Raw genomic sequence first — 26,572 nt, 5'->3', positions numbered from 1 at the left:
CGGCATCCGCTTCGCGGATCACTCCCGCGCCCCTACGCGGCTGCGCCGCACAGGGCCCTAGGCACGGAAAATCCAAGTTCCACCTGCGGTGGGCACGGCACTGCCGTTTCCGTTGCTCAGAGTTTTGCGATTACAGCTTGGTACCGAAAATCCCCGTCAGGTGCTCCTGGCGGGGATTTTCCATGTTCGGCCGTTAGACTCACTTCCAATATGACCAGACTGTTCGGAACCGATGGGGTCCGTGGCCAGGCAAATGGGCTGCTGACTGCTGATCTTGCTCTTCGTCTTTCCCAGGCTGCTGCGGTGGTGCTGGGGCATCGCCGTGTCCCAGCTGAGCGGCGGCCGGTGGCTGTGGTGGCCAGAGATCCTCGGGTCTCTGGAGAATTCCTCTCGGCTGCGGTGGAGGCCGGGTTGGCCTCTTCTGGGGTCGATGTGATGGACGCCGGTGTGCTGCCCACCCCGGCCGCCGCGTTCTTGGTGGCTGATTCTGCCGCGGATTTCGGGGTGATGATCTCTGCCTCGCATAATCCGGCCCCGGACAACGGAATCAAGTTCCTGGGGGCCGGCGGGCACAAGCTTGATGATGCCGTAGAGGATGAGATCGAGGCACAGATGGCTCAGGCACCGCTGCTGCCCACCGGGGCTGAGGTAGGCCGGGTCAAGCGTTTCTCCGATGCTGAGGACCGGTATGTAGTCCATCTTCTGCAGTCCCTGGGCGGAGTAAGCCTGAAAGGGCTGAAGATCGTGCTGGACTGCGCTCATGGCGCGGCCTCGGGGTGTTCGCCGGAGGCTTTCGCCGCAGCCGGCGCGCAGGTGGTAGTGATCGGTGCTGAGCCGGATGGGCTCAACATCAATGATGGCTATGGGTCTACTCATCTGGGGCCGCTGCAGAAGGCGGTGGTGGCCAATGGTGCTGATCTGGGGATCGCCCATGACGGGGATGCTGACCGTTGCTTGGCGGTGGATCATACCGGCGCGGTGGTTGATGGAGACCAGATCATGGCGGTGCTGGCCCTGGCGCTGAAGGAAGCGGGGTCCCTGGTGGATGAGACCCTGGTGGTCACAGTGATGAGCAACCTGGGCCTGAAGTTGGGGATGCAGGCTGCTGGCATCCGCCTGGTGGAGACTGCGGTGGGGGACCGGTACGTGTTGGAGGCAATGCGGGCGGGGGGTTACTCCCTGGGCGGTGAGCAGTCAGGTCACCTGATCTTTTCTGATTATGCGACCACTGGGGATGGAGTGCTGACCGGGCTGCAGTTGGCTGCCCGGATGGCCTCTACCGGGACCTCTCTGCAGGATTTGGCAGCAGCGGCGATGACCCGCCTGCCGCAGGTGCTGATCAATGTCAAAGGGGTGGATAAGGCTAAGGCCAAGACCCATCAGGCGGTGCAGGAGGCAGTGGCTGCCGCTCAGCTGCGGTTGGGGGAGTCCGGCCGAGTGCTGCTGCGGCCCTCCGGAACTGAGCCGGTGGTGCGGGTGATGGTCGAGGCCGCCACCGCGGACCTCGCGCAAGCCGAATCCGAGACCCTCGCCGACATCGTCAAAACCGAACTTGCACTGTAATATCCCGGCGCTGGGCACCTCGGGTCTGCCACTCAGTCCTGGTAGTCCGGGGCGGCGGGCTGGTCCCAGTACTCCTCCAGGGTTACCCCTCGCGCCACGATCTCAGCCGCGGTTGCCTCGCCCACATAGCGCAGGTGCCAGGGCTCGTAGCTGAACCCGGTGATCTCCTCCGCGCCCTCCGGATACCGGATGATGAATCCGAACTCATGGGCGTTCTCCGCCACCCACCGGCCCTCGGGAGTCTCTCCGAATGCCCGGCGTAGAGTGGTCTCGGGGCCCGCCGGAGTGTCAACGTCCACCGCAAGCCCGGTCTGATGCTCGGAATGCCCGGGCCTGGCGCTCACTCTGTCTGCAGCCTCCTGGCCGTTGGTTGCCACGTGCTGGCCATAGACCTGCACCTGGTAGTCATGGGAGCGGTATCCGCTGATCATACTCAGTGAGTGGCCCGCGCCGTCAGCGGCAGCGAACAGCCGTTCCAGGGCCTCAGCCGGCTCAGCTCGTAGCTGCATCGCCTCCTGGGGGCCATGGAGAGGAACATTCGGCGTCACCAGATCCGAGGGGCTGTAGCTCAGCGGGTCCAGTGGGTTGCGTTTATTCACCAGGACATGCACTGAATCTGGCTCCCAGGAGGCCTCGCTGACCGGTGTCTCTGGAGCTTCCTCCTCCCCTCCCGGCTCAGCCTCGTGCTCAGCAGCCGGGGGTTCAGACTCCGGTTCAACAGTTTCTGGTGCGGAGACGGCGTCTGCTGATGCCGTCGCGGGCGAGGTGCCGGCCCCGGCGGAATCCTCCCCGGGGTCCGAGCCGCCGCAGCCGGTCAACAGCACAGCCGTCATCGCTGCAGACAGCAGGGAATGGGAGATCGAGCGCATGCGGTTCAGGCTACCTGCCGCTGCGCCCCCCGGCGGATGGGCTGGCCGTCCGGCAAGTTCTTCGGTCGTGAGAATGATGAGGAGGACTGTGCCAGCGCCAGCGGCATTCTGATGGCTGGGTTCGCAGTGGTGCAGGACGACGCCCCAACTGTCCCATTGCCCGCCCCCACAGGCTCCCCGGAGGGAGCCCGCGGGTGAAGCCGCCTATTGGTTCCGTGGTTGACTATGTGACGCCTGAGCTGCCTTAGCCTGGGAGGGCCATACTGATTTGTCGAGCTGTTGCAGCCACTGCCGTGCCGTATTCCTCGAATTTGTCAGGTGTGATCCGGCTGGAGGGTCCGGAGACGGAGATGGAGCCTACTGGACCGAGCTCCCGGCTGATGAGGGCAGCTCCGATAGCGGTGATGCCTGAGCTGAGCCCCCCGGGATTGATGGAATAGCCCCGTGAACGAATCACCTGCAGTTCTGCTCGCACTTCCTGAGGATCGACCATTGTGTCGGGGGTGGACGCTCCCAGCGGATGTTGGAGGTAGACGCTGACGAACTCGTCCGAGGAGTATGCGAGGAACGCCAGCCCCGTGGCGGAGGCATGCATCGGAATCCGTGAACCCAGGGCCAGGAACGCACGGAGCACATGAGGGGTGTCCAGGCGTTCGATCACCACCATACGAAGTTCATCCGGTACGGCCAGGTGGATCGTCTCCCCGGTTTCGAGCTGCAGGGCGCTGAGGGGACCGATCGCCACATCGCGGATACGGGAACCGCTGCTGCCGCGGCTGGTGACGGCGTAGGCGTGTACTGCGATGGACCACTTCCCGCCGTCGCGTTTGGCCCGCTCGATCCATTGGAGTTCCTCTAACGTGACCAGTACGCGTTGGACTGTGGCTTTTGGCACGTCCACAGCCCTGGCCAGTTCCGAAAGTCCTACTGGCTGGAGCTCTGCAACAGCCTCGAGCACACGTATGGCTGTGGTGACGCTGCGGGTACTCATGAGGTGCTCCTTGCCATTGTTGTCCCACAACCTAACAGATTCCTCATGCTTGCAGACTCGTGGGGGTCTTGGGCTTGAGTACCTGGCGAACCAGCGGCTTGAGCAGGGGGCAGACGAGGATGGCGATAGCAATCAGGATGATGGTCAGTGAGATAGGTCTGGTGAAGAACACCGTGGCGTCACCGCCGGACATCATCAGTGCTCTGCGGAAGCTGGATTCGGCGATTGGGCCGAGGACGAATCCGAGGACAATAGTCCCCACCGGGAAGTTGTACTTCATCAGGATGTAGCCGATGATGCCGAAGAGCAGCATTACCCATACGTCGAAGACGGAGTTGCGCAGACTGTAGGAACCGATGATGCAGAAGATGACGATCGCCGGTCCGAGCAGTGCGTAGGGGATGTTGAGGACGTTGATGAGCACACGGATGAGTGGCTTGGCGAAAACGAGCGCCAGGACGTTTGCGACAAGGATTGCGGCAAAGATGGTGTAGACGAAAGCGGACTGCGTGGTCATGAGGTTGGGACCCGGTTGGAATCCGTGGAGGATGAAGGCGCCGATCAGAATTGCTGTGGTAGCGCTGCCGGGGATTCCAAGTGCGAACAGGGGGACCAGGGATCCCACCGCACCTGCGTTATTGGCGCTTTCTGGACCTGCCACACCCCGGGGGTCCCCCTTGCCGAACTGAGACTTGTCGCGGCTGAACCTCACCGCCTGGGTGTACCCAAGAATCGCTGCCGTGACAGCTCCAGCACCGGGGAGGATGCCGATTCCGGTGCCGATCACCCCGGAGCGTCCCGCGGTGGGACCGACCGAGGTGAGATTCCGGCGGCTCCAGACTTCAACCTTTCCGTATGAAGTGTTGAACTTGATCTTGGTGTCGAGACGAGACCGACGCAGCACCTCAGGTATGGCGAAAAGGCCGATCATTACTGGAATCAGTTCCAAGCCGGCCCCGAGGTCGGGCACATTGAAAGTCAGTCGCTGAGTGGCTGTCATCGGATCGTTGCCGACGGTGGCCAGCAGCATCCCGAACCCGACACCGAAGATCCCCTTGGATACCTGGCCGGAGGAGAGGGAGGCCACGATGGACAGCCCCAGTAGCGCGATGGCGAAGAACTCCGCGGAGGAGAAGTTCATGGCCAGCGCTGCCAGAGGGGGTGTCAGCAGTATCATCGCCACAGTCGCGATGATGGCGCCGGTGCCGGAGGCAAGGATTCCCACCCCCAAGGCTCGTCCGGCCTCGCCTTTCTGGGCCATGGAATACCCATCGAGGACAGTCATCGAGGACTCCGGGGTTCCTGGCGCACGGAAGAGAATGGCTGTGACCATTCCTCCATAGACTGAGGCGGCGTAGATGACCGTGAGGAGGATGAACGCCTGCGTAGGCTCGAAGGCGTAGGTGATCGGCAGAAAAACCACGACCATCATGGGGCCGCTGACGCCGGGAATGACGCCGCCGAGCAAGCCGATCAGCGTCGCCAGGAAGAGGATCAGCAGGTTTTCCAGACTCAGCAGGGCCGAGAATCCCTCGGCGACAGATGATAGAAGTTCCATGATGAGTGCTGCTTTCCTTGGCTCAGAAGAAGAACGAGTTGATGTCGACGAAGGGGCCGCGGCCACGAGGGAGGGCAACGTTCATCAGCACTCCGAAGATCACCGTAGTGAGGGCTACATAGGTGAGACTGGCCAGTGTTGCTGTGAGAACTTTTCGAACGCCCGTTGCCCAGGCAAGCCCCCAAGCCATCATCGCGGTGGCGACGACATAGCCGAGATAGGGGAGGGCCGCGACATAGGCGGCGATGATGGCGATGAGGATAAGGTGGTTGTGCTTGCGCAGCACATCCGGTTCCGGCTCCTCAGCCTGCTGAGTCGGCCCGAGAGATGTCGCGGCGGATTCAGCCGTTGCTGGGGGGAGCCGCCCTCTGTCCCGCAGAGCGGACAGGGCGATCAGGAGGCCGGCTGCGATCATGACCCCAGCCGCGGCTGCGGGCCAGAACCGGGGCGTCTGCAGCGCAGTTGCGCTGGAGGATGGGACACCTATGAAGACAGCCGCAAGTGCCGCCATCCCTAGGCCCAGCCATATCAGCTGCTCTACCGAGAGTTTTCGTGCTCTAGGGCTGACCTTCATATCTGACCTGTCTGTGTGGGGTGGGGAGGAGAGACTCACTGCTGCCCCGTCTGTTCCAGCAGCGAAGACACCCGGTGGTAGTGCTCCTCGATGAACTCCTCGTAGCCTTGGTGATCCAGCCACCCCTCGCGCAAATGGATGAACTGGGCCTCCTCGTGCTCCTTGTACTCATCGGACTCATAGACATCCTGGAGGACCTCCTCGATTGCGAGGACCGTTTCATCATCCGTCTCAGAGTGGACCATGATGCCCCGCGTCCCGCCCGTGGTCACCTCATAGCCCTGCTCGATGGAGGTGGGGATGTCGTCGAAACCTTCGATTCGCTCCTCGTTCATCGCAAGGACTGGCAGCACCTCTCCTGAGTCGATCTGGTCCACCCATGCCCCGATCTCTTCAGAGGCTCCATGGACGTTTCCGCTAAGTAGGGCGGCCAAAAGCTCGCCAGCCCCGTCAAACGGTACATAGGAGATATTCAGTCCGCTCTCAGCGGCCAGTTCCATTGTGGCGATATCGGCCTGAGCACCCACTCCTACTCCGCCGAGACGGATTTCCTCCTCCTCGGCCAGTTCAGCCAGCTCCTCCCAGCTCTGATAGCGTTCGGGGTCAACCATCACGTGCACGATCTCATCCTGGAATCGGGCGACCGGGCGTAGGAAGTCGTACCCGGGGTCGCCGAACTCGCCCTGAGCAGCAAGCGCAGCGAGAGAAACATCGATCACCCACGTGTAGCCATCTGCAGCGCGGTTGTCAGCCTCCCGGATTGCGTTGGCGCCGCCGGCTCCTTCCATGTTGATCACTTGGACCCTGACATCGTTCTGCTCCTCCACAATGGAAGCCACCTGGCGGGCGAAGACATCCGCCCCTCCGCCCGGCCCGAATCCAACCAGGATCTCGATGTCCTGCTCCGGATAGGCCTCAGGATCCCCTCCGGTTTCATCGCCGCAGGCGGTCGCAGCTAGAAGGCTCACGATGCCTACCCCGGCGCAGAGCCGTGCGAGAGAAGATTTCATGATTACTCCTTTGGTCAGTCGGGGTGCATTCAGCAGTGCTCAACAGTGGTCCATCTAATGAACCATCGGCTCATTTAGGAAGAACGAATGTAACGTACACCACAGAATTGAGGGAATCAATCCCTGACCACAGACGGCTTGCGGTGGTTGCAGCGGATGAAATGAGTGATGTAGCTTACTCCTGGCACTGGCAAATGGTCCATTGGTTCAATGGGTGAACCGCTTATTTCTCGCAAGGCACCGTGTGCAGATCGGCTAGCCACCACAACCAGCGAAAGGGAAAAATGAACTTACCTCTGTCTGGGGTTCGGGTCCTTGACCTCAGCCGTGCGCTCGCCGGCCCTTATTGCACAGCACTCCTAGCGGACATGGGTGCGGATGTGGTTAAGGTAGAGAGCATTCGGGGTGGCGACACGGCACGTCAATGGCCGCCTTTCCAGGATGAACACAGTCTCTATTTCGACTCCACTAACCGGAACAAGCGATCTATCTCTCTGGACCTCTACTCTGAAGAAGCCAAGTGCATTCTCCGGAGGTTGGCGGCGTCAGCAGATGTCCTGGTGGAGAATTTCCGGCCTGGAACCCTGGCGAAGATGGGGCTCTCCGAAGAGGTGCTGAGGGAACTCAACCCTGAACTAGTGGTGACATCGATCTCGGGCTTCGGGGAGGTGGGGCCGCTGAGGGATATGGCTGGGCTGGACCAAGTGATCCAGGGCATGAGTGGCCTGACCTCGGTCACCGGCCCGGACCGGGAGCATACCTACCGCACCGGAGTCTCCATCATCGACATCACCACAGGAATGATCAATGCGTTCAACGTAGTGACCGCGCTGCTGGGAAAGCGTCTGGGGGCCTCGCCCACCAAAATGTCCACTTCCCTACTGGAGACAGGGCTGGCATTGTCAGTCTTCCAGGGACAGCGCGCTCTGAGCCTTGGGACTAACCCGGAGCCGCAGGGCAATGATCACCCCACCATCACCCCGTACGGCGTGTTTGAAACGGGAACGGTTCCCATCACCTTGGCCGTTGCCAACGACAAGGACTGGGTGAGCTTCGCCGCGCTGATAGGATCACCTGAACTTGCGACTGACGAGCGGTTCCGCACCGGCCAGACCAGGCTTGAGAATCGAGAGCAGCTGAAGGGCCTGATCGAGGAGCTGCTGAGCCGGCGCAGTGCAGAGGCATGGGTAGAGGATATCCGGGGGCTCGGCATCCCCTGCGGTCCGATATACACCTACACTGAGGCCTTCGCCACCGATCAGGTTGCTGCCCTGGAGATGATCCAGGAGGTGAATCGAGCCGATGGGACGCAACTCCGTCTCCTACGTGGGCCTATCAACGTTGACGGAGTTCCGGCGAAGGTTCGGACTCCACCTCCGGAGCTGGGTGAGCATACTGTCGAGATTCTCAGAGAGCTGGGACTCAGCGATGCGGAGATCACCTCCTTGGGGGACCGAGGTTTGGTTGGCATGCCAGCCGGGGAGCGGGTGGGTCAGCAGTGAGCGCCACGGATTCCATTCAAGCTGGCCAAGGCAGTATTGACTGCCAGATCGCAGGCGGAATTGCTTATGTGACGATCAGCAACCCGGAGAAGCGGAACGCGCTGACTCGACACATGTGCCTCGAGTTGAAAGCACTGGCGCGGTCGTTGCACACCGAGCCCTCGGCGGAGGTCATCGCTCTCAGCGGCGCAGGTGCCGACTTCTCGGCGGGAGTCACTATCGATCAGTTGCCCTCAATCCTCTTCGAGCCGGCGTCTGAGGGCGGTTATACGGACCACTTCTCCGCGGCAGATGCGGCACTCGCTCAAGTTACCAAACCGACTGTGGCTCTGGTCCAAGGTGTGTGCATGGGAGGGGGATGGCAGATTGCCTCTGCCTGCGACTTCATACTCACATCATCGAATGCCCGCTTCGCTGTGACTCCCGCGAAGATCGGAATTCTCTATCCACGTTCAGGATTGGATCGACTCGTGCGGCAGGTAGGTCCTGCCCGTGCGAAGTACATCCTGATGACTGGTAGAACATTCAACGCCGAGCAGGCTCAGAGCCTGGGGTTGGTGGCTGATGTCATTGATGAGGATGAGTTTCAGACGGAATCCTCAGCACTGTTGGACACCCTTCTGAAGCGTTCCCGGTTCACCCAGGTCAAGACGAAAGAGTACATTGACGCCTGCTCAGGACCCCGGGAGCACCTGGACCCACTATGGTCGCGCAGCTGGGAGGAAATGGTGCATGGAGAGGATAAGGAGATAGGTATCGAGTCCTTCCGTCAGCGGAAGGACCCCCGGTTTTCTTGGACTCCTGTCTGAGCCCCACTCTCAAACCGCGCGCCGCTGGAATCAGCCCAATGAGGCGAACATCTTCTCCGGGTTGAGGATGCCCAGCGGGTCCACCGCGGCCTTGATTGCCCGGTGCAGCTGTGAAGTTCCCTCATCCAGTTCCCTGGCCAGCCAGTCTCGCTTCAGGTACCCCACACCGTGCTCCCCCGTAATGGTCCCACCCAAAGAGAGCCCGATCTCCATGATTTGCTCGAAGACGTCCTCTGCCTTGGCAGTCTCCTGGGGATCTGCGGCGTTGAAGAACACAGAAGGATGCGTGTTGCCGTCCCCGGCGTGGGCGATCACAGTGATCATCAGCCCTGACTCATCCCGGAGCTGTGCCACTCGGTCATAGAACTCGGCCATTGCGGCCCGGGGCAGGCAGACATCGTCGAGCAGCTGCCCACCGCCGTGGCGCTGGGCGTAGTGCTCGTAGGAGGGCTGGGCCATTCGCCGCGCCGTGACCAGTGCCTCACTGTCTGCGGGGTCATCGCTGTAGGCCACATCGATCGCCCCGTTGCGCTCAGCAACCTCGGTAAAGGCTCCCATGATGGTCTCAGCCTGTCCGGGCACCGGGTCCGCCTGCATCAGCAGCATGCCGCCGGCGCCGTCATCCAGGCCGAATCCGCCGAAATCGTTGAGCATGGTCAGAGTCTTACCGTCCAGGAACTCAAGCATCCGAGGATTGGCTCCGGTGGCCATATAGTCAGCCACAGTGGCCAGCCCGCTGCGCTCGTCTGGGAAGACGGCAACAGCTGTCAGAGGTTCGCCCAGGGCCGGGACCAGCCGCAGGACAGCCTCTACCAGCACCCCCAGAGTGCCTTCAGAGCCTATGAACAGCCCGCGCAGATCAAGGCCGGCCACACCCTTGGCGGTTTCGGCACCAAGGTGTGCGAGGGTGCCGTCAGCCAGCACCACAGTCATCGAACGAACATAGTCCCGAGTTACCCCATACTTCACGCAGCACAGCCCACCGGCATTGGTGGCGATATTCCCGCCGATGGAGGAGATGGCCACCGATCCGGGGTCCGGGGGATAGGCCAGTCCAAACTGCGCCACATGGTTCTTCAGGTCCTGGTTGATCACCCCGGGCTCCACCCGGACCGTGCGTTCGGCCTGGTTGACCTCCAGGATCCGGTCCATTCCGGAGACGTTGAGCAGAATGCTGCCCGGCACCGCATTGGCGCCGCCGGAGATCCCGGTCCGGGCACCCTGCGGGACTACCGGCAGGCGATGGGCGTGGGCAAAGCGAAGGGTCTCTTGAACATCGGAGACGCTGCGGGCACGAACCAGGGCGATGGCGCCCTCTGCGGGGCAGAAGAGCGCCTCATCCTTGGCATGGGCCTCGATCACCCCGGGGATCGGTGCTCAGTGCCCCCTCGCTCAACCGGGCGCTCAGCACTCCGAGATCCACACTCTCGCCTGCTGCGCGGTCCAACATGCCGGTCTCAGTCATCCACTCCTACTTTCTTTGCGTCCTTGGCTGCCCGTATCCGGTCCTGAGCGCGGCACCAGGTCGCGAAGATCGCAGCGGAGACCATCATCCACACCGAGAAGACCGCTCCGGGCAGGGCCGCCAACGGGTTCATGTACTGGGCCGCGAGGCCCGCAGCCAGGGCCGAGTTCTGCATGCCCACCTCAATGGCGACAGTGCGCCGCCGCACAGGAGACTGCCGGGTGGCCGCTGCTGCGCCGTAGCCCAGGGCCATGCCCAGAATATTGTGCAGGATCACCGCGGCCAAGACGATCAACCCGGCTTCCACAATGCGGTCTGCGCTTCCCGAGACCACAAAAGCCACCACAATGGCAATGGCGGTGATCGAGACCCAGGGCAGCAGCGGCAACAGTTTCTCGACCAGTCTGGGCAGCAGCAGCCGGATCACCAGTCCGCCGAGTACCGGCAGCAGAACGATCTGCAGAATCGACTGGGCCATACCCATGGCGTCCAGCGGCATGTACTGGCCGGCCAGCCACAGGGTCAGCAGCGGAGTGACCAGCGGAGCGAGCATCGTGGAGACTGAGGTCAGGGTCACTGACAGGGCCACATCACCGCGGGCCAGATAGGTGACCACATTCGAGGTGGTGCCTCCGGGTACGCAGCCCAGCAGAATCACGCCGACGGCAATCTCCGTGGGCAGGCCCAGCACCCAGACCACAGAGAGTGCCGCCAGCGGCATGATGGCGTACTGGGCCACCACTGTCAGCAGAACCGGCACAGGTTTCTTGACCACCAGCACAAAATCAGCCGGCCGCACGGTCAGACCCATGCCAAACATAATCACGCCCAGCAACCAATTGGTCATGAAGGCGCCCTCGCTGACCGGGCCCGCCCACACATAGCCGATCACCGCGGCCACCAGAGTCACAATCGGAAAGATGATGACGGCCCGGAAATGATTGCGGGACTCCTGTGGAGTCTGTAGGTCCGTGGCGTCCTGTGTGGGCGCGGTCTTAGCTGACATAGTCCATTCCCTCGGTGATTCGGCGGGTCAAGGTGCTTGTAGGTCCATCAGTTGGAGATTCAACTACATAGTGATCCCCGGCACAATCGAAGTCCAGGATGCGGAATTCTCAGGCAGAACTAGTCCTTGCTCCAGAGGAAGTTCTTGGCCTTGCTGAGCACGGTCTTCTCCTCGACCTCTTTCTCGGCCTCAACTCTGGACTTCTCCTCCTCGAGCTTCCGCTCAGCCTCCACTGCCGCCGCGAAGGCAGCCGGGTTCACCACCTCAGTCTGCACTTTGAGCTGGTCGCGGATCTCCTTCAGGAGGGTGATGTTCTCCTCCTCGGCCTCTTCTTCCTCTGCCGTGCCCAGCAGCGCCTTGCGGGCGGCGATGATCTTGTTCATCGGCAGGATCACCACAAAGTAGATGGCTGCAGCGATCAGCAGGAAGTTCACCACAGCAGTCAGCAGCACGCCGAAGCGCATCGGCGGGCCGTCGAATCCGGGCAGGGTCACCGCGAACAGGTTGTCGAAGTCCGGGTCCTGCGCCAGCAGCTGGCCGATCAGCGGCATCAGCACGTTTTCCACCAGGGCGTTGATCACTGCGCCGAATGCGGTACCAAGCACCACCGCAACGGCCAGATCCACCACATTGCCCTGCTTGATGAAGTCCACGAATCCCTTGATCATGCCCCAATCCTAGACCGCTGCCGGCTGTTTCAGGCTGAAAGCCAGCAGATTCGGCACTGGCAGAGTTTTCCACAACGGCGCGAAGCGGCTCCGGGCGCGCCTGCAGCTCCACAGCCAGGGCCCAGACCTCCCGGGGCGCCGGTGCAGCGGCCTAAATTCGTGAACCAGCAGCTGCATCCGGCCCAGCCATCACCAGAACAGGGGGAGAGCAGTATGAACTGGATCGTCCAGGCCAGCACAGTGCCCCAGCAGCTCTACGCCGCTGCAGACGCCTACGACGACGCCGCCGGCAGACTCCGCCGCGTACTCGCCATGGTGCCCGAGTACTTCGCACTGATCGAAGAGGCCGAACGAGTGCACTGGGACTCGATGGCCAGCCGAGCCTTCCGCACCGCTCTGGAAGCGCTGCGGATACCCGGGGAGCTGGTCACAGCAGAGACTGCTGTGCTGGCCTCCCGTGCTGAGACGATTGCCTCCGATCTGCGCAGCTACGGTGATCAGGCTCGCCAGCTGATGCTGCTGATCAGCTCTGGAGGCCAGATGTTCGGGCACTATATGCAGCTAGCCCAGGATGAGGTCGCCCGGAACCTTGCGGTGCTCACCGTGGACATTCTCGGTTCCAATGACGTCTCCCGGTTCATGCAGTTGGCACAGGAGGGCGGTGTCAGGCAGCTGCTGGGCCTGCCCAATCCCAACCGGGGCATCCCCATTGGAGAACCGGGATCTCCGGCAGTACCGACCCACTGAGCACGGAACCATGAGGAGACCGAAGTGATGCCGACGAATCAGCCGCTGTGGGGGCCCCTGCCTCCGATCCCGATTCCCGGCCCGCACGGCACTATCGCCGATACCGCCGAGCACTATGTCCAGGAGCAGGCTCCACGGGTGCCAGAATTCCGCGTCGGCACCTGGGGCGGCCCCACCACGATCAACCTCATGTGGGACTCCCTCTTTGACGCAACTGTCCATGTGCATGCTGCAGGGCGGAAGTTCACTGAGATGCGCCGGGAGCTCATCTCGGTCTATGAGGCCTTCTCCAGCAGCGGGTTCCTCCACCTGCACGCTGAGGTCCCGTCCTGGCACGCCCGCCTGGGCCTGCTGGTTGCCTCCACCGCTGGGGCCGAGCAGGCCCTGCTGCACAGTGAGACGGGACTGGACAAGGCCCATGAGAACTACCGGGAGGCCGAGCAGCTGATCCAGCGCTGGATCCACGCCGGGATCCGGATTCTGGAGGTCGGCCTGGCGGTGGAGCACGCTGTCCACTGGGAGGGGGATAAGAGCTTTGTCTATGACTGGTTCGCCACCACCGTGGTCTCCGGCGGCGGGGTCGCCCTCGATGTGGTGCTCAAGAGGTTCCCGCAGGTGGGCGTCATCCTGGCCACGGTACGGGCAGTGGAGAGCAACGCCGGGCTCACCCCGGCCCTGATGGGACGTAATCACCAAGTCACTGACCCTGATCCCACCCACAGATTCGAACACCAACCCGGCGGTACCCTGCACCACTACCTCGAGGAGATGGGCCAGGTGGCCGATCACGGGGACATCGCCGTCTCAGTGATCCCTCGCCCCGATATGGACCCCGCCTATGCGGTGCACTTCCCAGGAATCGATGTGGACGGCCTGGAGATGGAACACGGCCGCAGCCCGATGAGCCTGGTGGACGGACTGCACAACGACTCCGACCATATGGCCGGCGCCCTCGAACAGGCGCTGCAGGAGCTGGGCGTGCCGGAGGGGTCAGATATCTTCATGACCGGCTTCAGCCTGGGTGGGCTGCACGCTACCAACCTGGCCCGCAGCAGCAGCTTCACCCAGCGGTACAACCTCCGTTCAGTGACCACTATTGGCAGCCCGCTGAAGCACCAACCCACCCAGGACGGGGTCAAGGTCACGCACTTCGAGGACGTCCGGGATCCGGTGCCGCATGTCACCGCAGAGCGTCCGGTGCTCTCCAGCGATCGGATGATCGTCCAGTACAACCACGCCGATCCGGAGAACCAGGTGGAGTCCCTGGCCGGCTCAACCCATACCTGGGAGCATAATGTGGAGGCGATCCGGCTGATGGAGGAGGACGAAGGGCAGTTTCTAGACTACCACCAGCAGCAGCACCTCGATGAGTTCCGCGCCCAGCTGCACTTTGGGGAAGCGGTGGAGACCTATGTCTTCGAGACCCATTGGCAGAAGATGGACACCCCCGAGCATGTCTTGCCCTGGGAGGCTGAGAGCTACGACGACGTGGCCTACTTCGAGGACGCTCTAAGAGAGTCCGTTCGGGAAATGAGCCGCTGGCCCTCCGATCCCGGGCCCATCCCGGAAGGCACCGGCTCCCCCGGAACAGTTCCCTGGGAGACCAAGAACCGGAACCTCACAGTTCCCGGGATGGATGAGGTGGGCGGCGAGGAGCTGGAGCGCAGCTGGGGCGCTGGGGGGACGATTACCGGCGGAAAGTGAGCAGGCGGCGTCGTACTGCTGTGCCTATCAGCATCAGCCCCGGCCGCCCGCCCCTGAGCCGAGCACAAACCGGTTGAGCACAGCGGAGACGATCGAGACCACAATCGCACCGAGGATAGCGTCCCAGAAGAAACTGTCCACCACCAGATTCGCCGGAGTCCAGGATGTCAGCCAGTCGGTCAGGCTGAGCATGGCCGCATTGATCACGATCGCGAACAGGCCAAAGGTCAGGCAGGTCAGGGGCAGCGAGAGGACGGAGACGATCGGTTTGATCACCACGTTGACGATGCCGAAGACCGCGCCCACCAGAACATAGGCCAGGATCACGGCGGCGGGGTCATCGCTCCAGCCCTCCATCCGGATACCAGGCACCAGGAACGCCGCCGCTCCCAAGGCGAGTGCATTGAGCAGAATGGCCAGTAGGATTCTCACAGGAAGCATCTTCTCACGCCCACCTGGACATACGAGGAGCTCATCGTGAGTATTGCAGAACCCGCCCCTGGAGTCATCGCGCCCCGCCCGGCGGTGGCAGCGCTGCCCAGCTATGCGGCCGGCAAGCCGCCCAAGGCCGCGGAGGGGCTGACCCCCTTCAAGCTGTCCTCCAACGAGAACCCACTGGGACCGGTGCCCGCCGCCGCCGAGGCGGCGGCAGCCGTGCAGTCTCTGCACCGGTACCCGAATCCCGCCGGGGAGGCCCTGCGCACCGAGCTGGCAGGCCACTTTGAGGTGCCCTATGAGGACATCGTCACCGGCACCGGAAGTCTCGGGGCACTCACCCAGATCATCAGCACCTTCGCCGGCACCGGGGAAGACGGCACCGCCGATGAGGTCATCTACGCCTGGCGTTCCTTTGAGGCCTATCCCATCGTGGTGCGCACTGCCGGGGCCAAGGACGTCCCCGTTCCGGTGACTGCTGAGGGGCGGCATGACCTGGAGGCCATGTTGGCAGTGATCACCGAACGTACCCGGGTGATTCTGCTGTGCACGCCCAATAACCCCACCGGCCCGGCGCTGACCCACACCGAGGTCACTGAGTTCCTCACCAAGGTGCCCGGCGAGGTGGTAGTGGTGGTGGATGAGGCGTACCTGGAGTTCGTGCGCAGCCCCGACCCGGTGGACGGGTTGGCCCTGTACCGGCAGTTCCCCAATGTCGCAGTGCTGCGCACCTTCTCCAAGGCCCACGGCCTGGCCGGTCTGCGGGTGGGCTACTCCATCGCCCAGCAGTCGATCACTCAGCATCTGCGCAAAACCGCCGTGCCCTTCGGTGTCAGCGCGGTGGCTGAGGCCGCTGCTGTGGCCTCGCTGCGGCATCTGGACCAGGTCCACGCCCGGGTCGAGGAACTTGTAGGAGAGCGCCAAAAAGTCACGCAGGCTTTGGCGGAAGCGGGATGGCGGATCCCGGAGACCCAGGCGAACTTCGTGTGGCTGCCGCTGGGCACAGAGTCCCTTGACTTTGCACAGGCTGCCGGGGTTCAGGCCTTGGCCGTGCGGCCCTTCGCAGGGGAGGGAGTGCGGGTGAGCATTGGTGAACCAGAGGCCAATGACCGTTTTATCGCATTGTGCAGAACCTACAGCGGGCCTGCTGGGGTCGCCTGACACAATGAGCCTATGGGAGACGCCGATCGCATGAATTCAGCTGGGGAGAAGGTGCAGCTGGCGGATCCGGTCCCGGTGCAGCTGCTGAAGGCTGACGGGACCCTGGTGGAGCATCCGGTGTTCAGCCGGTATGTGCAGGACCTCAGCGAGCAGCAGCTCCTGGGCCTTTACCGGCATATGGCGCTGGAGCGGCGGTTTGATGCCGAGGCCACCAGCCTGCAGCGGCAGGGCCAGCTGGCCCTGTGGGTGCCGGCCCTGGGACAGGAGGCCGCCCAGGTGGGCACGATCGCAGCGCTGGAGCCCACTGACCGGGTCTTCCCGACCTACCGCGAACATGCTATGGCGCTGTACCGCGGGATCAGCGCGGAGCAGCTGATGGCTACGTTCCGGGCTGCCCGGCACACCGGCTGGGACCCCCATGAGTTCAACTTCAACGGTTACGCGATCGTGCTGGCCTCCCAGGTACTGCATGCCGCCGGCTGGGCGATGGGCATCAAGCAGGATGCGGCCGCCGGCCATCTGGACCGTGACCGGCCCGAGGATGAGATTGTGCTGACCTGCTTGGGCGACGGAGCCTCAAGCCAGGGCGATGTGCACGAGTCCATGGTCTTCGCCAGCTCCTATCAGCTGCCGATGCTCTATTTCATCCAGAACAACCACTGGGCTATCTCAGTGCCCCTGGAGACCCAGTCCAGGGCACCGCTGGCCCACCGGGCAGCCGGCTACGGATTCGAGGGGATCCGGGTGGACGGCAATGACGTGCTGGCCAGCTATGCAGTGGCCAAACATATGGCCGAGCAGATCCGCGGCGGTTCCGGCCCCAAGCTGGTCGAGGCAGTCACTTACCGGATGGGCGCTCACACCACAGCCGATGATCCCACCAAATACCGCACCGCCGATGAGGTCCAGGCCTGGCAGGCTAAGGACCCGGTGGCCCGCTATCGCAGCTGGCTGGAGGCCGAGGGCTTACTGGACCAGGCCTACGCCGAGCAGGTGGACCAGGAGGCAGCGCAGCTGGCTGCTGATCTGCGCACTGCGGTGCACAGTATGGAGCCCATCGGCCTAGAGCGGGTCTTCGACACGGTGTATGCCGAGCCGCACCGCCAGGTGGAGACGGAGAAGGCCTGGCTGAAGGACTATGAGGCGGGTTTCGCTGAGGATGAGGGGCAGAGTGTCGGATGAGTACAGAGACCAGTACGACGACGCCGGGGGCCTCAGTGCCTGAAGTCACCACCCTTCCTTTGGCGAAGGCCATTAACCGGGCGCTGCGCGATGAGCTCGAAGCGGATGCCAAGACACTGCTGATCGGTGAGGACATCGGGGCACTCGGCGGAGTCTTCCGGGTTACCGACTGGCTGCAGGCTGACTTCGGCGCCGACCGGGTGATCGACTCGCCGCTTGCGGAGTCCGGAATCATCGGCACCTGCATCGGACTGGCGATGCGCGGCTACCGGCCGGTGGCCGAGATCCAGTTCGACGGATTCGTCTTCCCGGCCTTCAACCAGATCACCACCCAGCTGGCCAAGATCCATAACCGGACCGACGGAGCGGTGAGGGTCCCGGTGACCATCCGGATCCCCTATGGCGGGCATATCGGATCCATCGAGCACCATTCCGAATCACCGGAGGCGCTCTTCGCCCATACCGCGGGGCTGCGGATCATCACTCCCTCCAGTCCCCACGACGCCTATTGGATGACCCGGCAGGCTATCCGCAGCGATGATCCGGTGATCGTGCTGGAGCCGAAGCGGCGGTACTGGCTCAAAGGTGAGGTGGACCTGCAGCGCCCAGCCCCGGATGCCTTCACTGCCCAGGTGCTGCGGCCAGGCACCGATGTCACCCTGGCCGCCTACGGCCCGCTGGTGCCGGTGGCCCTGGCCGCAGCGGAGGTGGCCGCCGGCCAGGGCCGCAGCATCGAGGTGGTGGATGTGCGTTCGATCAGTCCCCTGGATGACGAGACCATTGCGCAATCAGCGGCCAGGACTCAGCGACTGGTGGTGGCCCACGAGGCTCCCACCTTCGGCGGGTTCGGCGCGGAGATAGCCGCCAGGGTCACCGAGCGCGCCTATCACCGGCTGGCCGCCCCGGTGCTGCGGGTGGGCGGATTCCATATGCCGTACCCGCCCTCAGCCCAGGAGAACCGGTACCTACCGGATATCGACCGGATGCTGGAAGCCGTGGAGCGCAGTTTCGCCTATGCGAGCACAGGAGGCCGCTGATGAGCCAGACCTTCAACCTTCCCGATGTGGGGGAGGGCCTCACCGAGGCCGAGATCGTGTCCTGGAAAGTTGCCCCAGGGGACACCGTGGCCGTCAATGATGTCATCTGCGAGATTGAGACCGCCAAATCACTGGTGGAGCTCCCGGTGCCCTATGCCGGAACCGTCGAGGAACTCGTCGCCGAGGAGGGGGAGACCATTGAGGTGGGCCAGCCGCTGATTCGAATCGGCGCAGCCGAGGGAGCTGAAGAGCCGGCTGACCGCCCGGTATCCGGAGCCCCACCCGAGGGGGCCTCGTCGTCCTCATCTGAATCTCAGCAGCAGGGCGGCCAGGAGAGGACCCCGACCGCCACGGATGATGAGCAGGCAGCCCTTGTGGGCTCTGGGCCCAAGGCTGATGCACCCAAGGCCCGCACCCGCACCAGACCGACCAGCCTGGACCTGGTTGAGGTCCCCGGGTTGGAGCCGGAGGGCGTTACTGCGCGGACCCAGGGGCTCCCCGGCGGGGAGTTCGCCGCCGATATCGTCCAACGGGCCTCGCCGCCGGTACGTGCCCTGGCCAAGCGTCTCGGGGTGGCGGTCTGGGAACTGGTGGGATCGGGCCGCAATGGTCAGATCACCCGGGATGACGTGGAGCGCCGGGCCAAGCAGAAGGAGGCCCAGCGGGAAGCCGGCGGGGTGCCGGCCTCTGGGTCCCCGGGTCAGCTCGGGCTGCTTTACGAAGGCCCCCGTGAGGAGAAGATCCAGGTCCGCGGGGTGCGCAAAGCCACGGCACTGAACGTGGCTGCCTCGGCGAGCACTGTCCCGCATGTCTCGGTGTTCAAGGAGATCGATGTCACCAGGACTATGGAGCTGCGCTCAGCGCTGCGGGAGAGCCAGGAGTATCAGGGGCTGAGCGTCTCACCCCTGCTGTTTGCTGCTAAGGCGATCATTTGGGCGGCCCGGCGCAACCCGCAGGTCAATGCCTCCTGGCATGACACCCACTACACGCTGCACAACTACGTCAATCTGGGCGTTGCCGCCGCCACCCCCCGGGGGCTGGTGGTGCCGGTGATCCATGATGCGCACACCTACAACACCCGGGGGCTGGCGGCAGCGATCACCGCACTGACCACAGATGCCCGGGATGGGAAGACCACACCAGCCCAGATGCAGGGCGGTACGGTCTCGATCACCAGCATCGGATCGCTGGGCCTGGACTTCGGCACCCCGATCCTGCCTCCGGGACAGGCTTCAATCGTGATGCTGGGTGCAGTGCGCACCAAGCCGTGGGTTGTGGACGGTCAGGTGGTGCCCCGGCAGATCGTCACGGTGGGCGGTTCCTTTGATCATCGGCTGATCGACGGTGACCTGGCCGGAGCCTTTATCAGCGATATCGCCGCTGTCCTGGAACAGCCCGGCCTGCTCCTGGACTGAGCTTGTTCCGGCGGCGCGCCGGCAACCTCAGTCCCGCAGCCGATGGATGGTGAGCGGACCGGGGTCCTCCAGGCCGAGTTGACCGGCGAGTGGAGCGCCGTCCAGCAGGATCTCCACCTGCTGATTTCCCGAGGCTGCCCGAACGGTGGTCTCGATCTGCTTGAGCAGCTGCCAGGACTGGCAGGAGGTGCTGCTGTTGGCGAATCCGGTGAGGTTCACCGTCACCGCTGAGCCGGTATTCTCCACCCCGGTGACCTCGAAGCCTGAGGCGGCCAGCGGATTGCGGAAGGCAGGGCTGCCGTGGGTAGTGCGCTCCAGGGACAGCAGATACTCCAGGGCGGCCTCGGCCGGGTTGTCAGTCACTACCGGGACGGTCTCCAGCACCGAGATATAGTCCTGGCAGCCGAACTGCTCGGTGCGGGCCACCTGCCGCCCGTGTGGAGTTTCCGGAGCGTAGTCAGCATCCTCGCCGTAGACCTCCCAGTCATAGCCTGCAGGGCTGATCAGTCCCACCGGCAGGGCCACCGTGTCGTCACTGTCGTACTCCGGCTCTGGCATCGGATTCTCCGGGATCTCCTCGGACTGGGCTGGGGCCTCACCCTCAGCCTCGGGAGAGTCCGGGTCTGGCTGCGCGGGGCCGCTTTCGCAGGCGGTGAGACCGAACAACGCAGCTGCCGAGAACGCCGCGGCGGCAGCGCGCAGAGAGAAGGCCGAAGTCATTGCTCCAGGATACGAGCAGACCGCAGACCAGCCGAATCGAGACCTCGAGGCCGGAGGCCCTCGCGGTTGCAGCGTGCCGAGAAGCTGCTGAAGTGAGGGGAGGTGCTGGTGGGGGCCGTGAACGGGGGCGGCCCCCACCAGCGGTTGAGAAGCGCGCTCTGGGTGCTGCACGGAGGGGGTGGGATGTTTAGCACCCGGCGCCAATGCTTCTCACTTCATACTGTGATGACAACAGAGGGAACGGAAACTCTGATGCCGTCTTCATATGGAGATGTCAGGAATGGACAGCGGACCATTCCCGGAGCCGCTCAGACTTGATGTTTCAAACCTGAACAACCCCTTGTATGTCTATAGTGAGACCTCCTCCGGACCTGTGTCAAGCAAGGTCTCCGGTAGGGTGGAATCATGCCTATCCGGAACCGTCGCGCCGCTGCTCTGCCGGCCAAACTCTCCCGTTCCTGGCTGCTGATCAATGCTGCCAAGAAGGAAGATTTCGCCCCTGGTCTGGCCAGTGAGGCCGATTCGGTGATCTTCGACTTAGAAGCTTCGGTGCCTGATGTGGCCAAGGTTGCCGCACGTGAAGCGGTGATGGAGGCGCTCAATGGTGGTATGACGGCCTGGGTGCGGATCAGCCCCACCACCAGTGAGCACTGGGAGGATGATGTGGCGGCCCTTGCGGAGGCGGACGGCCTGCGCGGGGTGATGCTTGCAGAGACGGAGCGGCCCGACCAGGTCACCTATACGGCGATGCGGCTGCGGGCCGGCACCCCGGTCATCGCGCTGGTGGAATCCGCTCTCGGCGTAGAGAACGCCACGCAGATTGCCTCCGCTCCAGGCACTTTCCGATTAGCCTTCGGCACCAATGACTTCCGCAAGGATGTGGGTGTCTCCGCCGATCCGATGGCACTGGCCTATGCCCGTTCCCGCCTGGTCATCGCCTCTCGGGTGGGTGGTCTGCCGGGGGCCATCGATGGCCCCACGGAAGCGAATGCGAACGAGCAGGCCATCGCTGAGGCCTGCCGGGTGACGGCCTCCATGGGGATGACCGGCAAGTTGTCACTGAACCGGGCCCAGGTAGAGCTGGTGAACCAGGGCCTGAGCCCCTCAGAGGATGAGGTGGCCTGGGCCAAGGAACTCATCGAGGCTCATGAGAAGGGAGCCTCGATCGGTGACGGCTCCTACCTCCCCCGGCTGGCACGAGCGCAGAAGATTGCCAGCCTGGCTGACTCGTACGGGCTGTGGAATGCTTGAGTGAGACGGGCATCACGCCATAGCGAACAAGGAGGTTCTGAATGGGTAGAGAGACCTATACCGGTGATGTGGCCTTCGAAGTGCGCGGCCACCTGGGAATCATCACTCTGAACCGGCCCAAGGCGCTCAACTCGCTGACCGAGCTGATGTGCGAATCGATCAGGATTCAGCTGGAGGATTGGGCACAGGACGACGCCGTGGCACAGGTCCTCATCCGAGGTGCTGGCGACCGTGGACTGTGTGCCGGCGGAGACGTGGCGAGCCTCTACTACGAGATGGTGGAGCTGCAGCCCCGCGACGGTGGCCCGGTCCTGCCCGAGGGCACCCCTGCCTATCAGGCGGAGTTCGCCGCAGAACGGTTCTTCGCCACCGAGTACTTGATGAACCTGCGGATCGCTGAGTACCCCAAGCCGTACATCGCGCTGATGGACGGAGTGGTGCTCGGCGGCGGGGTGGGCGTATCGGCGCACGGTTCACACCGGATTGTCACCGAACGCAGCCGGATCGGCATGCCGGAGACCACCATCGGCTTCGCTCCAGACGTGGGCGGCACCTACCTGCTTTCCCGGGCCCCCGGGCAGCTGGGTGTCCACGCCGGGCTCACCGGTGCTCATCTCTCCGGCGCAGATGCTCTCCATCTGGGGCTGGCCGATACCTATGTTCCGTCCGGGGGATTGGAGCAGCTGGTCGGTGAGCTCACCACGGCCCCGGTGGAGGAGGTGCTGCCGCGCTTTGCCGAACACCCGGAGCCATCTGAACTGGCTGAAGCGGGGTGGATCGATCAGGCCTATACCCAGGAGGATGTGAGCGGGGTCGTCCAACTTCTGGAAGAACTGGGCCAGAGCATCCCCGCAGCGGCAGAGACGGCCAAGACGCTGCGCAGTAAATCGCCCACAATGGTCAACGTGGCGTTCCAGGCTATCCGCCAGGCCCGGGAGCTTAGTCTGGAGGGCGCCCTGAGCCAGGAATACACCGTGGCGGTGCACGCGCTGCGCTCCCATGACTTCCGTGAGGGCATTCGCGCTCAGCTCATCGATAAGGACCGGAATCCGCAGTGGAACCCTGTCGCGTTGGAGCTGGTGGATGATGACCTGGTGGCGCACTACTTCACCCCAGTGCCGGGGAAACTGCTGAACCTGCGGTAACAGGCGGGTCTTCTGGATAGACTCTGTGAACAAGCTGTGCCCGGGACAGAGGGTGCAGACTGCCTGAGCCGCACGGGGGAGGACACCTATGGAGACCACCGAGGGCTCCCCCGCGCTGCGCATCAGCTCACCGGTGCTGATCCTGGGCGGTCCTTCCCCGGCCCGCAATGAGCTCACCCAGCGGCTGCGCGGCATGGACGTTAAGGTGCTGCAGGCAGCCAGTGCCGCTGAGGCAGCTCAGCTGCGCGCCGAGGAGGCTCCCAGCCTGCTGGTGCTCGATGCCCGGCTGGCCCGCCGCGTCCCGCAGCTGGAGGATGTGGTGGATGATCTGCGCTCAGGCCGCGATGAGACCGCCGTACTGGCCTGGTTCGACGCAGATGCCCCCCAGGAGGACATTCTGGCGCTGTGCCGGCCGATCGATGACCATATGGCCGGCGCCATCGCCGTGGAGGAGTCGGTGCGCCGGCTGCACTTCCTCACGGGTCGGCTTCCTGAGCAGCGGGACGGTGAACGGTTGATCGTGGGGGACTTGGAGATGGACACCACCCAGCGCACGGTCACCCGGGCCGGTCGGGACATCGACCTCTCGGATACCGAGTTCAGACTGCTGCGTCTGCTGATGCGGCATGCCCGCACAGTGCTGCCCAAATCACAGATCCTGCAGGAAGTTTGGGAGTACGAGTTCGCTGGCCAGGCCAATATCGTAGAGCTCTACATCAGCTACGTGCGCAAGAAGATTGAGGCCGACAGCCCCAGGATGATTCATACCGTGCGAGGGGCCGGCTATGTGCTGCGCCCGGCCCGGGGGACCGAGACGGGGGCAGAGAGCGCTGACTCTGCACCGGAGGATGGCGGGTAGTCAGGAGAAGCGGCGGGATCCGCGCAGCGCCAGCACCCCTGCGGCGATGCTCAACAGCGCTAGGCCTGCCGCAGTGTAGGCGGCTGCAGTGCCGGTCTCCGCAAGTACACCCTCATCTTCATCTTCGTCCACAGCTTCATCCTCGCTGCCCGGTTCAGCGTCCTCCGGAGCGGCGGTCGGCTCAGCAGAGGAGCCGGAGAAGCCTGGCAGATGCAGCGAAGGCAGCTCCGGCATGCCCGGCACCGGCAGGAACACCGAACCGAAGGGAACCGAGCCGGAGCCCTGACTGGGCGCCCCCGGCGGCGGGACGCCCACTCCGCCCTGCGGAGTGCCGTTGTCCGAATCCTCAGTCTCCGGTGGAGGGGCGGAGGTCGCGGTGCCAGTGGGGTCGGGCGAACCGGTGGGATCAGGTGAGCCTGTGAGATCAGGGGAAGGGGAGGGCGTCGTCGTCGGCGTCTCCGTGGGCGAGGGAGAAGCCGTGGGGGAGGGAGACGGTGTGGGTGTGGGAGTGGGGGTGAACTGATCGCCGTAGACAGTGAAGGTGACTGAGGTGCGGGCTTCATTGTCTTGGTCATCTGTGGCGATCACCGCGAAGTCATCGGTGCCGGTGCCGACGTATTCAGCCGGAGCGGTGTAGCTGACCCGGTTCCCCGAGATGCTGACTTCTCCGCCGATCTGCGAGGAGGTGGAGCCGAGTTCGAAGGCCACCCCCGGGGCATTGGCGGTGCAGGAGACGCTGACGCGCTCCCCGGGGCGTAGGCTGCTGTTGGTGCAGTTGACGGTCAGATCCGGCTCGGAGGTTGGCGGCGGACTAGTCACCGTAGGCGTTTCGGTCGGTTCAGGGGAGGGCGAACCGGTGGGATCCGGGGTTGCTGCAGTGGGAGAGTCGTCCTCGGGGATGTCATCGTCCTCGGGGGATGCAGTCTCCTCCGGCGTCCCGGGCTCCGCCGGAGCGGTGGTGGCTGCGGCCACTGCGGCAGAGCTGAGAAGCAGCCCCGCCACGAGGGCTAGGGCTGCGAGAATACGCACGGGAGGATAAGGGGTTCCCTCTGCCGTTCCAGAGATCACACCTCTCATCGTAGGGCATAGCACCAAATCAGAACTGTTCGGACTCTCTCACAGTGAGCTGGCAGACCCCCGGTCACACTCTCTCAGGCCACTCGTTCCGGAGGTGACTTGGTGAGCGAGGGGTCGTTCTGGGCCAGCGGGCCGATCACGCCGTCGATGGCCTCCATGGTCCCCTGGTCCAGCTGCACTCCGGCGGCTGCCACATTGGAGGCGATCTGCTCCGGGCGGGAAGCGCCCACCAGGGCGGAGGCGACATTCGGGTTCTGGAGCACCCAGGCGATGGCCAGCTGGGCCAGGGTCAGGCCCTGCTCCTCAGCCAGGGGCTTGAGCTTCTGCACCGCCTCGAGGATCTCTTCGGTGAGGTACTTCTCGATGAAACGGGCTCCGCCCTGGGTGTCAGTGGCCCGCGATCCCTCGGGGAACGGCGCCCCCGGCAGGTACTTGCCGGTCAGCACACCCTGGGCGATGGGGGACCAGACGATCTGACTGATGCCCAGCTCCTCGGAAGCCGGGATGACCTCGGGCTCGATAACGCGCCAGAGCATGTTGTACTGCGGCTGATTGGAGATCAGCTGGAAGCCCAGTTCCTTAGCCAGGGCGGCCCCGGCGCGCAGCTGCTCGGCTGTCCACTCACTGACACCTATGTAGAGCGCCTTGCCGGAGCGGACCACATCGGCAAAGGCCTGCATGGTCTCTTCCAACGGGGTCTCGAAGTCATAGCGGTGGGCCTGGTAGAGGTCCACGTAGTCGGTGCCCAGCCGTTTCAGCGACCCGTTGATGGATTCCATGATGTGCTTGCGGCTCAACCCGGTGTCGTTGTGCCCCTTGGGGCCGGTGGGGAAATAGACCTTGGTGAAGATCTCCAGTGATTCCCGGCGCTGGCCGGCCAGGGCGTCGCCGAGGACTTGTTCGGCCACGGTGTTGGCGTAGACATCGGCAGTGTCGAAGGTGGTGATCCCGGCATCGAGGGCGGCGTGCACGCACTGGGTAGCCACGTCCTGCTCCACCTGCGCCCCGTGGGTCAGCCAGTTGCCGTAGGTAATCTCGGAAATCTTCAATCCGCTGTTGCCGAGGTATCGAAACTCCACGTTCGCTCACTTCCTTCGGAATCGGTGCAGACACATTCACTCTCACCCTATCGTTGCACGGGGGACGGGGCCATAGACTCTAGGGGAGCCGGGGAGGCCCCGGCCCCAGGTGTAGCAGGTCACGGGAAGCGAGCGAACGTGAGGATCGAGGTGCTGGGACCGGTCCAGCTCCGGGACGACGACGGCGCGGCCGTCGAGGTGCCAGAGCGGAAGGTACGTGCCCTGCTCGCCGCCCTGACAGCTGCCGCGGGCGAGACTGTCTCCGCGGAGGCTCTCATTGACCGGGCCTGGGGTCAGGATCTGCCCAGCAATCCGCCGCGGGTGCTGCAGGCCAAACTCTCGCAGCTGCGCTCCCTGCTGGATACCGCCTCACCGGGGGGCCGGGACCTGCTGCTCCGCTCACCCGGCGGCTACCGTCTGGATCTGACGGCGGGAACATGCGACGCCGCTGAGTTCCGCACTGCAGTGCGCAGCGCCACAGGCCTGCCCGCCGGTCCGCAGCGGGCCGAGCTGCTGGAGGCCGCCCTGAAGCTGTGGCGGGGACCGGCATATGCAGAGTTCACCGATGAGCTTTGGCTCGCCGCCGAAATCGCCGAGCTCCAGGAGCTCCGGCTCAGGGCAGTGGAGCTGGCCGCTGAGGCGCTGGTCGCCGCAGGCACAGCCGAGCAGGCGGTCACCTTGGCTAGTGTCGTGCGTCAGTAATTCGTTGGATTAGTTGTAGAATGGGGTATGCCACGAACTGGAC

At 63.9% G+C, this 26,572-nt stretch carries 25 protein-coding genes; 13 read left to right on the top strand and 12 right to left on the bottom strand.

All coding sequences use genetic code 11. The annotated features are described in order from the left end of the window. The first annotated feature begins 210 nt into the window (after positions 1-210). Positions 211-1,563, top strand: coding sequence for a phosphoglucosamine mutase (gene glmM, locus GNZ21_RS06955; protein WP_157322729.1), 1,353 nt, complete (start codon positions 211-213; stop codon positions 1,561-1,563). Between the two features lie 32 nt (positions 1,564-1,595). Here glmM and GNZ21_RS06950 read toward each other — a convergent pair whose 3' ends face one another. The 5 genes from GNZ21_RS06950 to GNZ21_RS06930 all read right to left on the bottom strand — a co-directional run bounded on the left by GNZ21_RS06950 (position 1,596) and on the right by GNZ21_RS06930 (position 6,565). Continuing rightward, positions 1,596-2,432 (bottom strand): M15 family metallopeptidase, encoded by an 837-nt coding sequence (locus tag GNZ21_RS06950; RefSeq protein ID WP_157322726.1) that lies wholly within the window; start codon positions 2,430-2,432, stop codon positions 1,596-1,598. Between the two features lie 244 nt (positions 2,433-2,676). Next, complete coding sequence (locus tag GNZ21_RS06945) at positions 2,677-3,423, bottom strand: IclR family transcriptional regulator (RefSeq protein WP_157322724.1); 747 nt, start codon at positions 3,421-3,423, stop codon at positions 2,677-2,679. 43 nt (positions 3,424-3,466) lie between these two features. Further along, the gene (locus GNZ21_RS06940; protein WP_157322722.1) at positions 3,467-4,981 is read right to left on the bottom strand and encodes a tripartite tricarboxylate transporter permease; all 1,515 of its coding nucleotides are present in this window, start codon (positions 4,979-4,981) and stop codon (positions 3,467-3,469) included. A gap of 22 nt (positions 4,982-5,003) precedes the next feature. Further along, complete coding sequence (locus GNZ21_RS06935; RefSeq protein WP_157322720.1) at positions 5,004-5,555, bottom strand: tripartite tricarboxylate transporter TctB family protein; 552 nt, start codon at positions 5,553-5,555, stop codon at positions 5,004-5,006. Positions 5,556-5,590: 35 nt separating this feature from the next. Continuing rightward, the gene (locus GNZ21_RS06930; RefSeq protein WP_157322718.1) at positions 5,591-6,565 is read right to left on the bottom strand and encodes a Bug family tripartite tricarboxylate transporter substrate binding protein; all 975 of its coding nucleotides are present in this window, start codon (positions 6,563-6,565) and stop codon (positions 5,591-5,593) included. A gap of 284 nt (positions 6,566-6,849) precedes the next feature. On the opposite strand from GNZ21_RS06930, the gene GNZ21_RS06925 reads away from it, so the two are divergent. Then, complete coding sequence (locus GNZ21_RS06925; RefSeq protein ID WP_157322716.1) at positions 6,850-8,067, top strand: CaiB/BaiF CoA transferase family protein; 1,218 nt, start codon at positions 6,850-6,852, stop codon at positions 8,065-8,067. Beyond that, the gene (locus GNZ21_RS06920; protein WP_188503428.1) at positions 8,064-8,876 is read left to right on the top strand and encodes an enoyl-CoA hydratase/isomerase family protein; all 813 of its coding nucleotides are present in this window, start codon (positions 8,064-8,066) and stop codon (positions 8,874-8,876) included. The genes GNZ21_RS06925 and GNZ21_RS06920 overlap by 4 nt, the downstream gene beginning before the upstream one ends. A gap of 30 nt (positions 8,877-8,906) precedes the next feature. On the opposite strand, the gene GNZ21_RS06915 is transcribed toward GNZ21_RS06920, so the two are convergent. The 3 genes from GNZ21_RS06915 to mscL form a co-directional block, all read right to left on the bottom strand. Further along, the gene (locus GNZ21_RS06915; protein WP_308805443.1) at positions 8,907-10,238 is read right to left on the bottom strand and encodes an FAD-binding oxidoreductase; all 1,332 of its coding nucleotides are present in this window, start codon (positions 10,236-10,238) and stop codon (positions 8,907-8,909) included. 95 nt (positions 10,239-10,333) lie between these two features. Next, the gene (locus GNZ21_RS06910) at positions 10,334-11,347 is read right to left on the bottom strand and encodes a bile acid:sodium symporter family protein (RefSeq protein WP_157322714.1); all 1,014 of its coding nucleotides are present in this window, start codon (positions 11,345-11,347) and stop codon (positions 10,334-10,336) included. Positions 11,348-11,466: 119 nt separating this feature from the next. After that, entirely contained in the window at positions 11,467-12,015 is a 549-nt protein-coding gene (gene mscL, locus GNZ21_RS06905; RefSeq protein WP_157322712.1) for a large conductance mechanosensitive channel protein MscL, read from the bottom strand. Between the two features lie 159 nt (positions 12,016-12,174). Between mscL and GNZ21_RS06900 the strand changes: the two genes are divergently transcribed. Together GNZ21_RS06900 and GNZ21_RS06895 are read left to right on the top strand one after the other, a co-directional pair. After that, positions 12,175-12,762 (top strand): hypothetical protein, encoded by a 588-nt coding sequence (locus tag GNZ21_RS06900; RefSeq protein WP_157322710.1) that lies wholly within the window; start codon positions 12,175-12,177, stop codon positions 12,760-12,762. 27 nt (positions 12,763-12,789) lie between these two features. Beyond that, positions 12,790-14,466 (top strand): hypothetical protein, encoded by a 1,677-nt coding sequence (locus tag GNZ21_RS06895; RefSeq protein WP_157322708.1) that lies wholly within the window; start codon positions 12,790-12,792, stop codon positions 14,464-14,466. A gap of 33 nt (positions 14,467-14,499) precedes the next feature. Here the strand turns inward: GNZ21_RS06895 and GNZ21_RS06890 are convergent, their stop codons facing one another. Then, complete coding sequence (locus GNZ21_RS06890) at positions 14,500-14,907, bottom strand: phage holin family protein (RefSeq protein WP_157322705.1); 408 nt, start codon at positions 14,905-14,907, stop codon at positions 14,500-14,502. Positions 14,908-14,943: 36 nt separating this feature from the next. Here GNZ21_RS06890 and GNZ21_RS06885 point away from each other — a divergent pair, with 36 nt between their 5' ends. From GNZ21_RS06885 to GNZ21_RS06870, 4 genes are read left to right on the top strand one after another with little or no spacing between them, the layout of a single operon-like run. Then, positions 14,944-16,062: a histidinol-phosphate transaminase gene (locus GNZ21_RS06885; RefSeq protein ID WP_188503430.1), complete on the top strand. Its 1,119-nt coding sequence runs from the start codon at positions 14,944-14,946 to the stop codon at positions 16,060-16,062. Between the two features lie 12 nt (positions 16,063-16,074). Beyond that, the gene (gene pdhA, locus GNZ21_RS06880) at positions 16,075-17,244 is read left to right on the top strand and encodes a pyruvate dehydrogenase (acetyl-transferring) E1 component subunit alpha (RefSeq protein WP_229659348.1); all 1,170 of its coding nucleotides are present in this window, start codon (positions 16,075-16,077) and stop codon (positions 17,242-17,244) included. Then, the gene (locus GNZ21_RS06875; protein WP_157322703.1) at positions 17,241-18,281 is read left to right on the top strand and encodes an alpha-ketoacid dehydrogenase subunit beta; all 1,041 of its coding nucleotides are present in this window, start codon (positions 17,241-17,243) and stop codon (positions 18,279-18,281) included. Before pdhA ends, GNZ21_RS06875 begins: the two co-directional genes overlap by 4 nt. After that, positions 18,281-19,696: a dihydrolipoamide acetyltransferase family protein gene (locus GNZ21_RS06870; protein ID WP_157322701.1), complete on the top strand. Its 1,416-nt coding sequence runs from the start codon at positions 18,281-18,283 to the stop codon at positions 19,694-19,696. The genes GNZ21_RS06875 and GNZ21_RS06870 overlap by 1 nt, the downstream gene beginning before the upstream one ends. Before the next feature lie 27 nt (positions 19,697-19,723). Here the strand turns inward: GNZ21_RS06870 and GNZ21_RS06865 are convergent, their stop codons facing one another. Next, positions 19,724-20,416 (bottom strand): GerMN domain-containing protein, encoded by a 693-nt coding sequence (locus tag GNZ21_RS06865; RefSeq protein WP_157322699.1) that lies wholly within the window; start codon positions 20,414-20,416, stop codon positions 19,724-19,726. 405 nt (positions 20,417-20,821) lie between these two features. Here GNZ21_RS06865 and GNZ21_RS06860 point away from each other — a divergent pair, with 405 nt between their 5' ends. From GNZ21_RS06860 to GNZ21_RS06850, 3 genes are all read left to right on the top strand, one after another. Then, on the top strand, positions 20,822-21,667 hold the full coding sequence (locus GNZ21_RS06860) for an HpcH/HpaI aldolase/citrate lyase family protein (protein ID WP_157322697.1): 846 nt from the start codon (positions 20,822-20,824) through the stop codon (positions 21,665-21,667). Positions 21,668-21,708: 41 nt separating this feature from the next. Next, positions 21,709-22,812 (top strand): enoyl-CoA hydratase/isomerase family protein, encoded by a 1,104-nt coding sequence (locus tag GNZ21_RS06855; protein ID WP_157322695.1) that lies wholly within the window; start codon positions 21,709-21,711, stop codon positions 22,810-22,812. Between the two features lie 88 nt (positions 22,813-22,900). Continuing rightward, the gene (locus GNZ21_RS06850) at positions 22,901-23,671 is read left to right on the top strand and encodes a winged helix-turn-helix transcriptional regulator (protein ID WP_157322693.1); all 771 of its coding nucleotides are present in this window, start codon (positions 22,901-22,903) and stop codon (positions 23,669-23,671) included. Here the strand turns inward: GNZ21_RS06850 and GNZ21_RS16075 are convergent, their stop codons facing one another. Both GNZ21_RS16075 and GNZ21_RS06840 read right to left on the bottom strand, forming a co-directional pair. Further along, entirely contained in the window at positions 23,672-24,700 is a 1,029-nt protein-coding gene (locus GNZ21_RS16075) for a hypothetical protein (protein ID WP_157322691.1), read from the bottom strand. A 122-nt stretch (positions 24,701-24,822) separates the two neighbouring features. Further along, on the bottom strand, positions 24,823-25,827 hold the full coding sequence (locus GNZ21_RS06840; RefSeq protein ID WP_188503431.1) for an aldo/keto reductase family protein: 1,005 nt from the start codon (positions 25,825-25,827) through the stop codon (positions 24,823-24,825). A 138-nt stretch (positions 25,828-25,965) separates the two neighbouring features. Here GNZ21_RS06840 and GNZ21_RS06835 point away from each other — a divergent pair, with 138 nt between their 5' ends. Then, positions 25,966-26,529: an AfsR/SARP family transcriptional regulator gene (locus tag GNZ21_RS06835; RefSeq protein ID WP_198345981.1), complete on the top strand. Its 564-nt coding sequence runs from the start codon at positions 25,966-25,968 to the stop codon at positions 26,527-26,529. Positions 26,530-26,572 lie beyond the last annotated feature (43 nt).

The organism is Nesterenkonia alkaliphila (genome assembly GCF_009758175.1).
Classification (GTDB): Bacteria; Actinomycetota; Actinomycetes; order Actinomycetales; family Micrococcaceae; genus Nesterenkonia; species Nesterenkonia alkaliphila.
The sequence above is the reverse complement of the archived record's forward strand: the minus strand, read 5'-3'. Positions and strand labels throughout refer to the sequence as shown.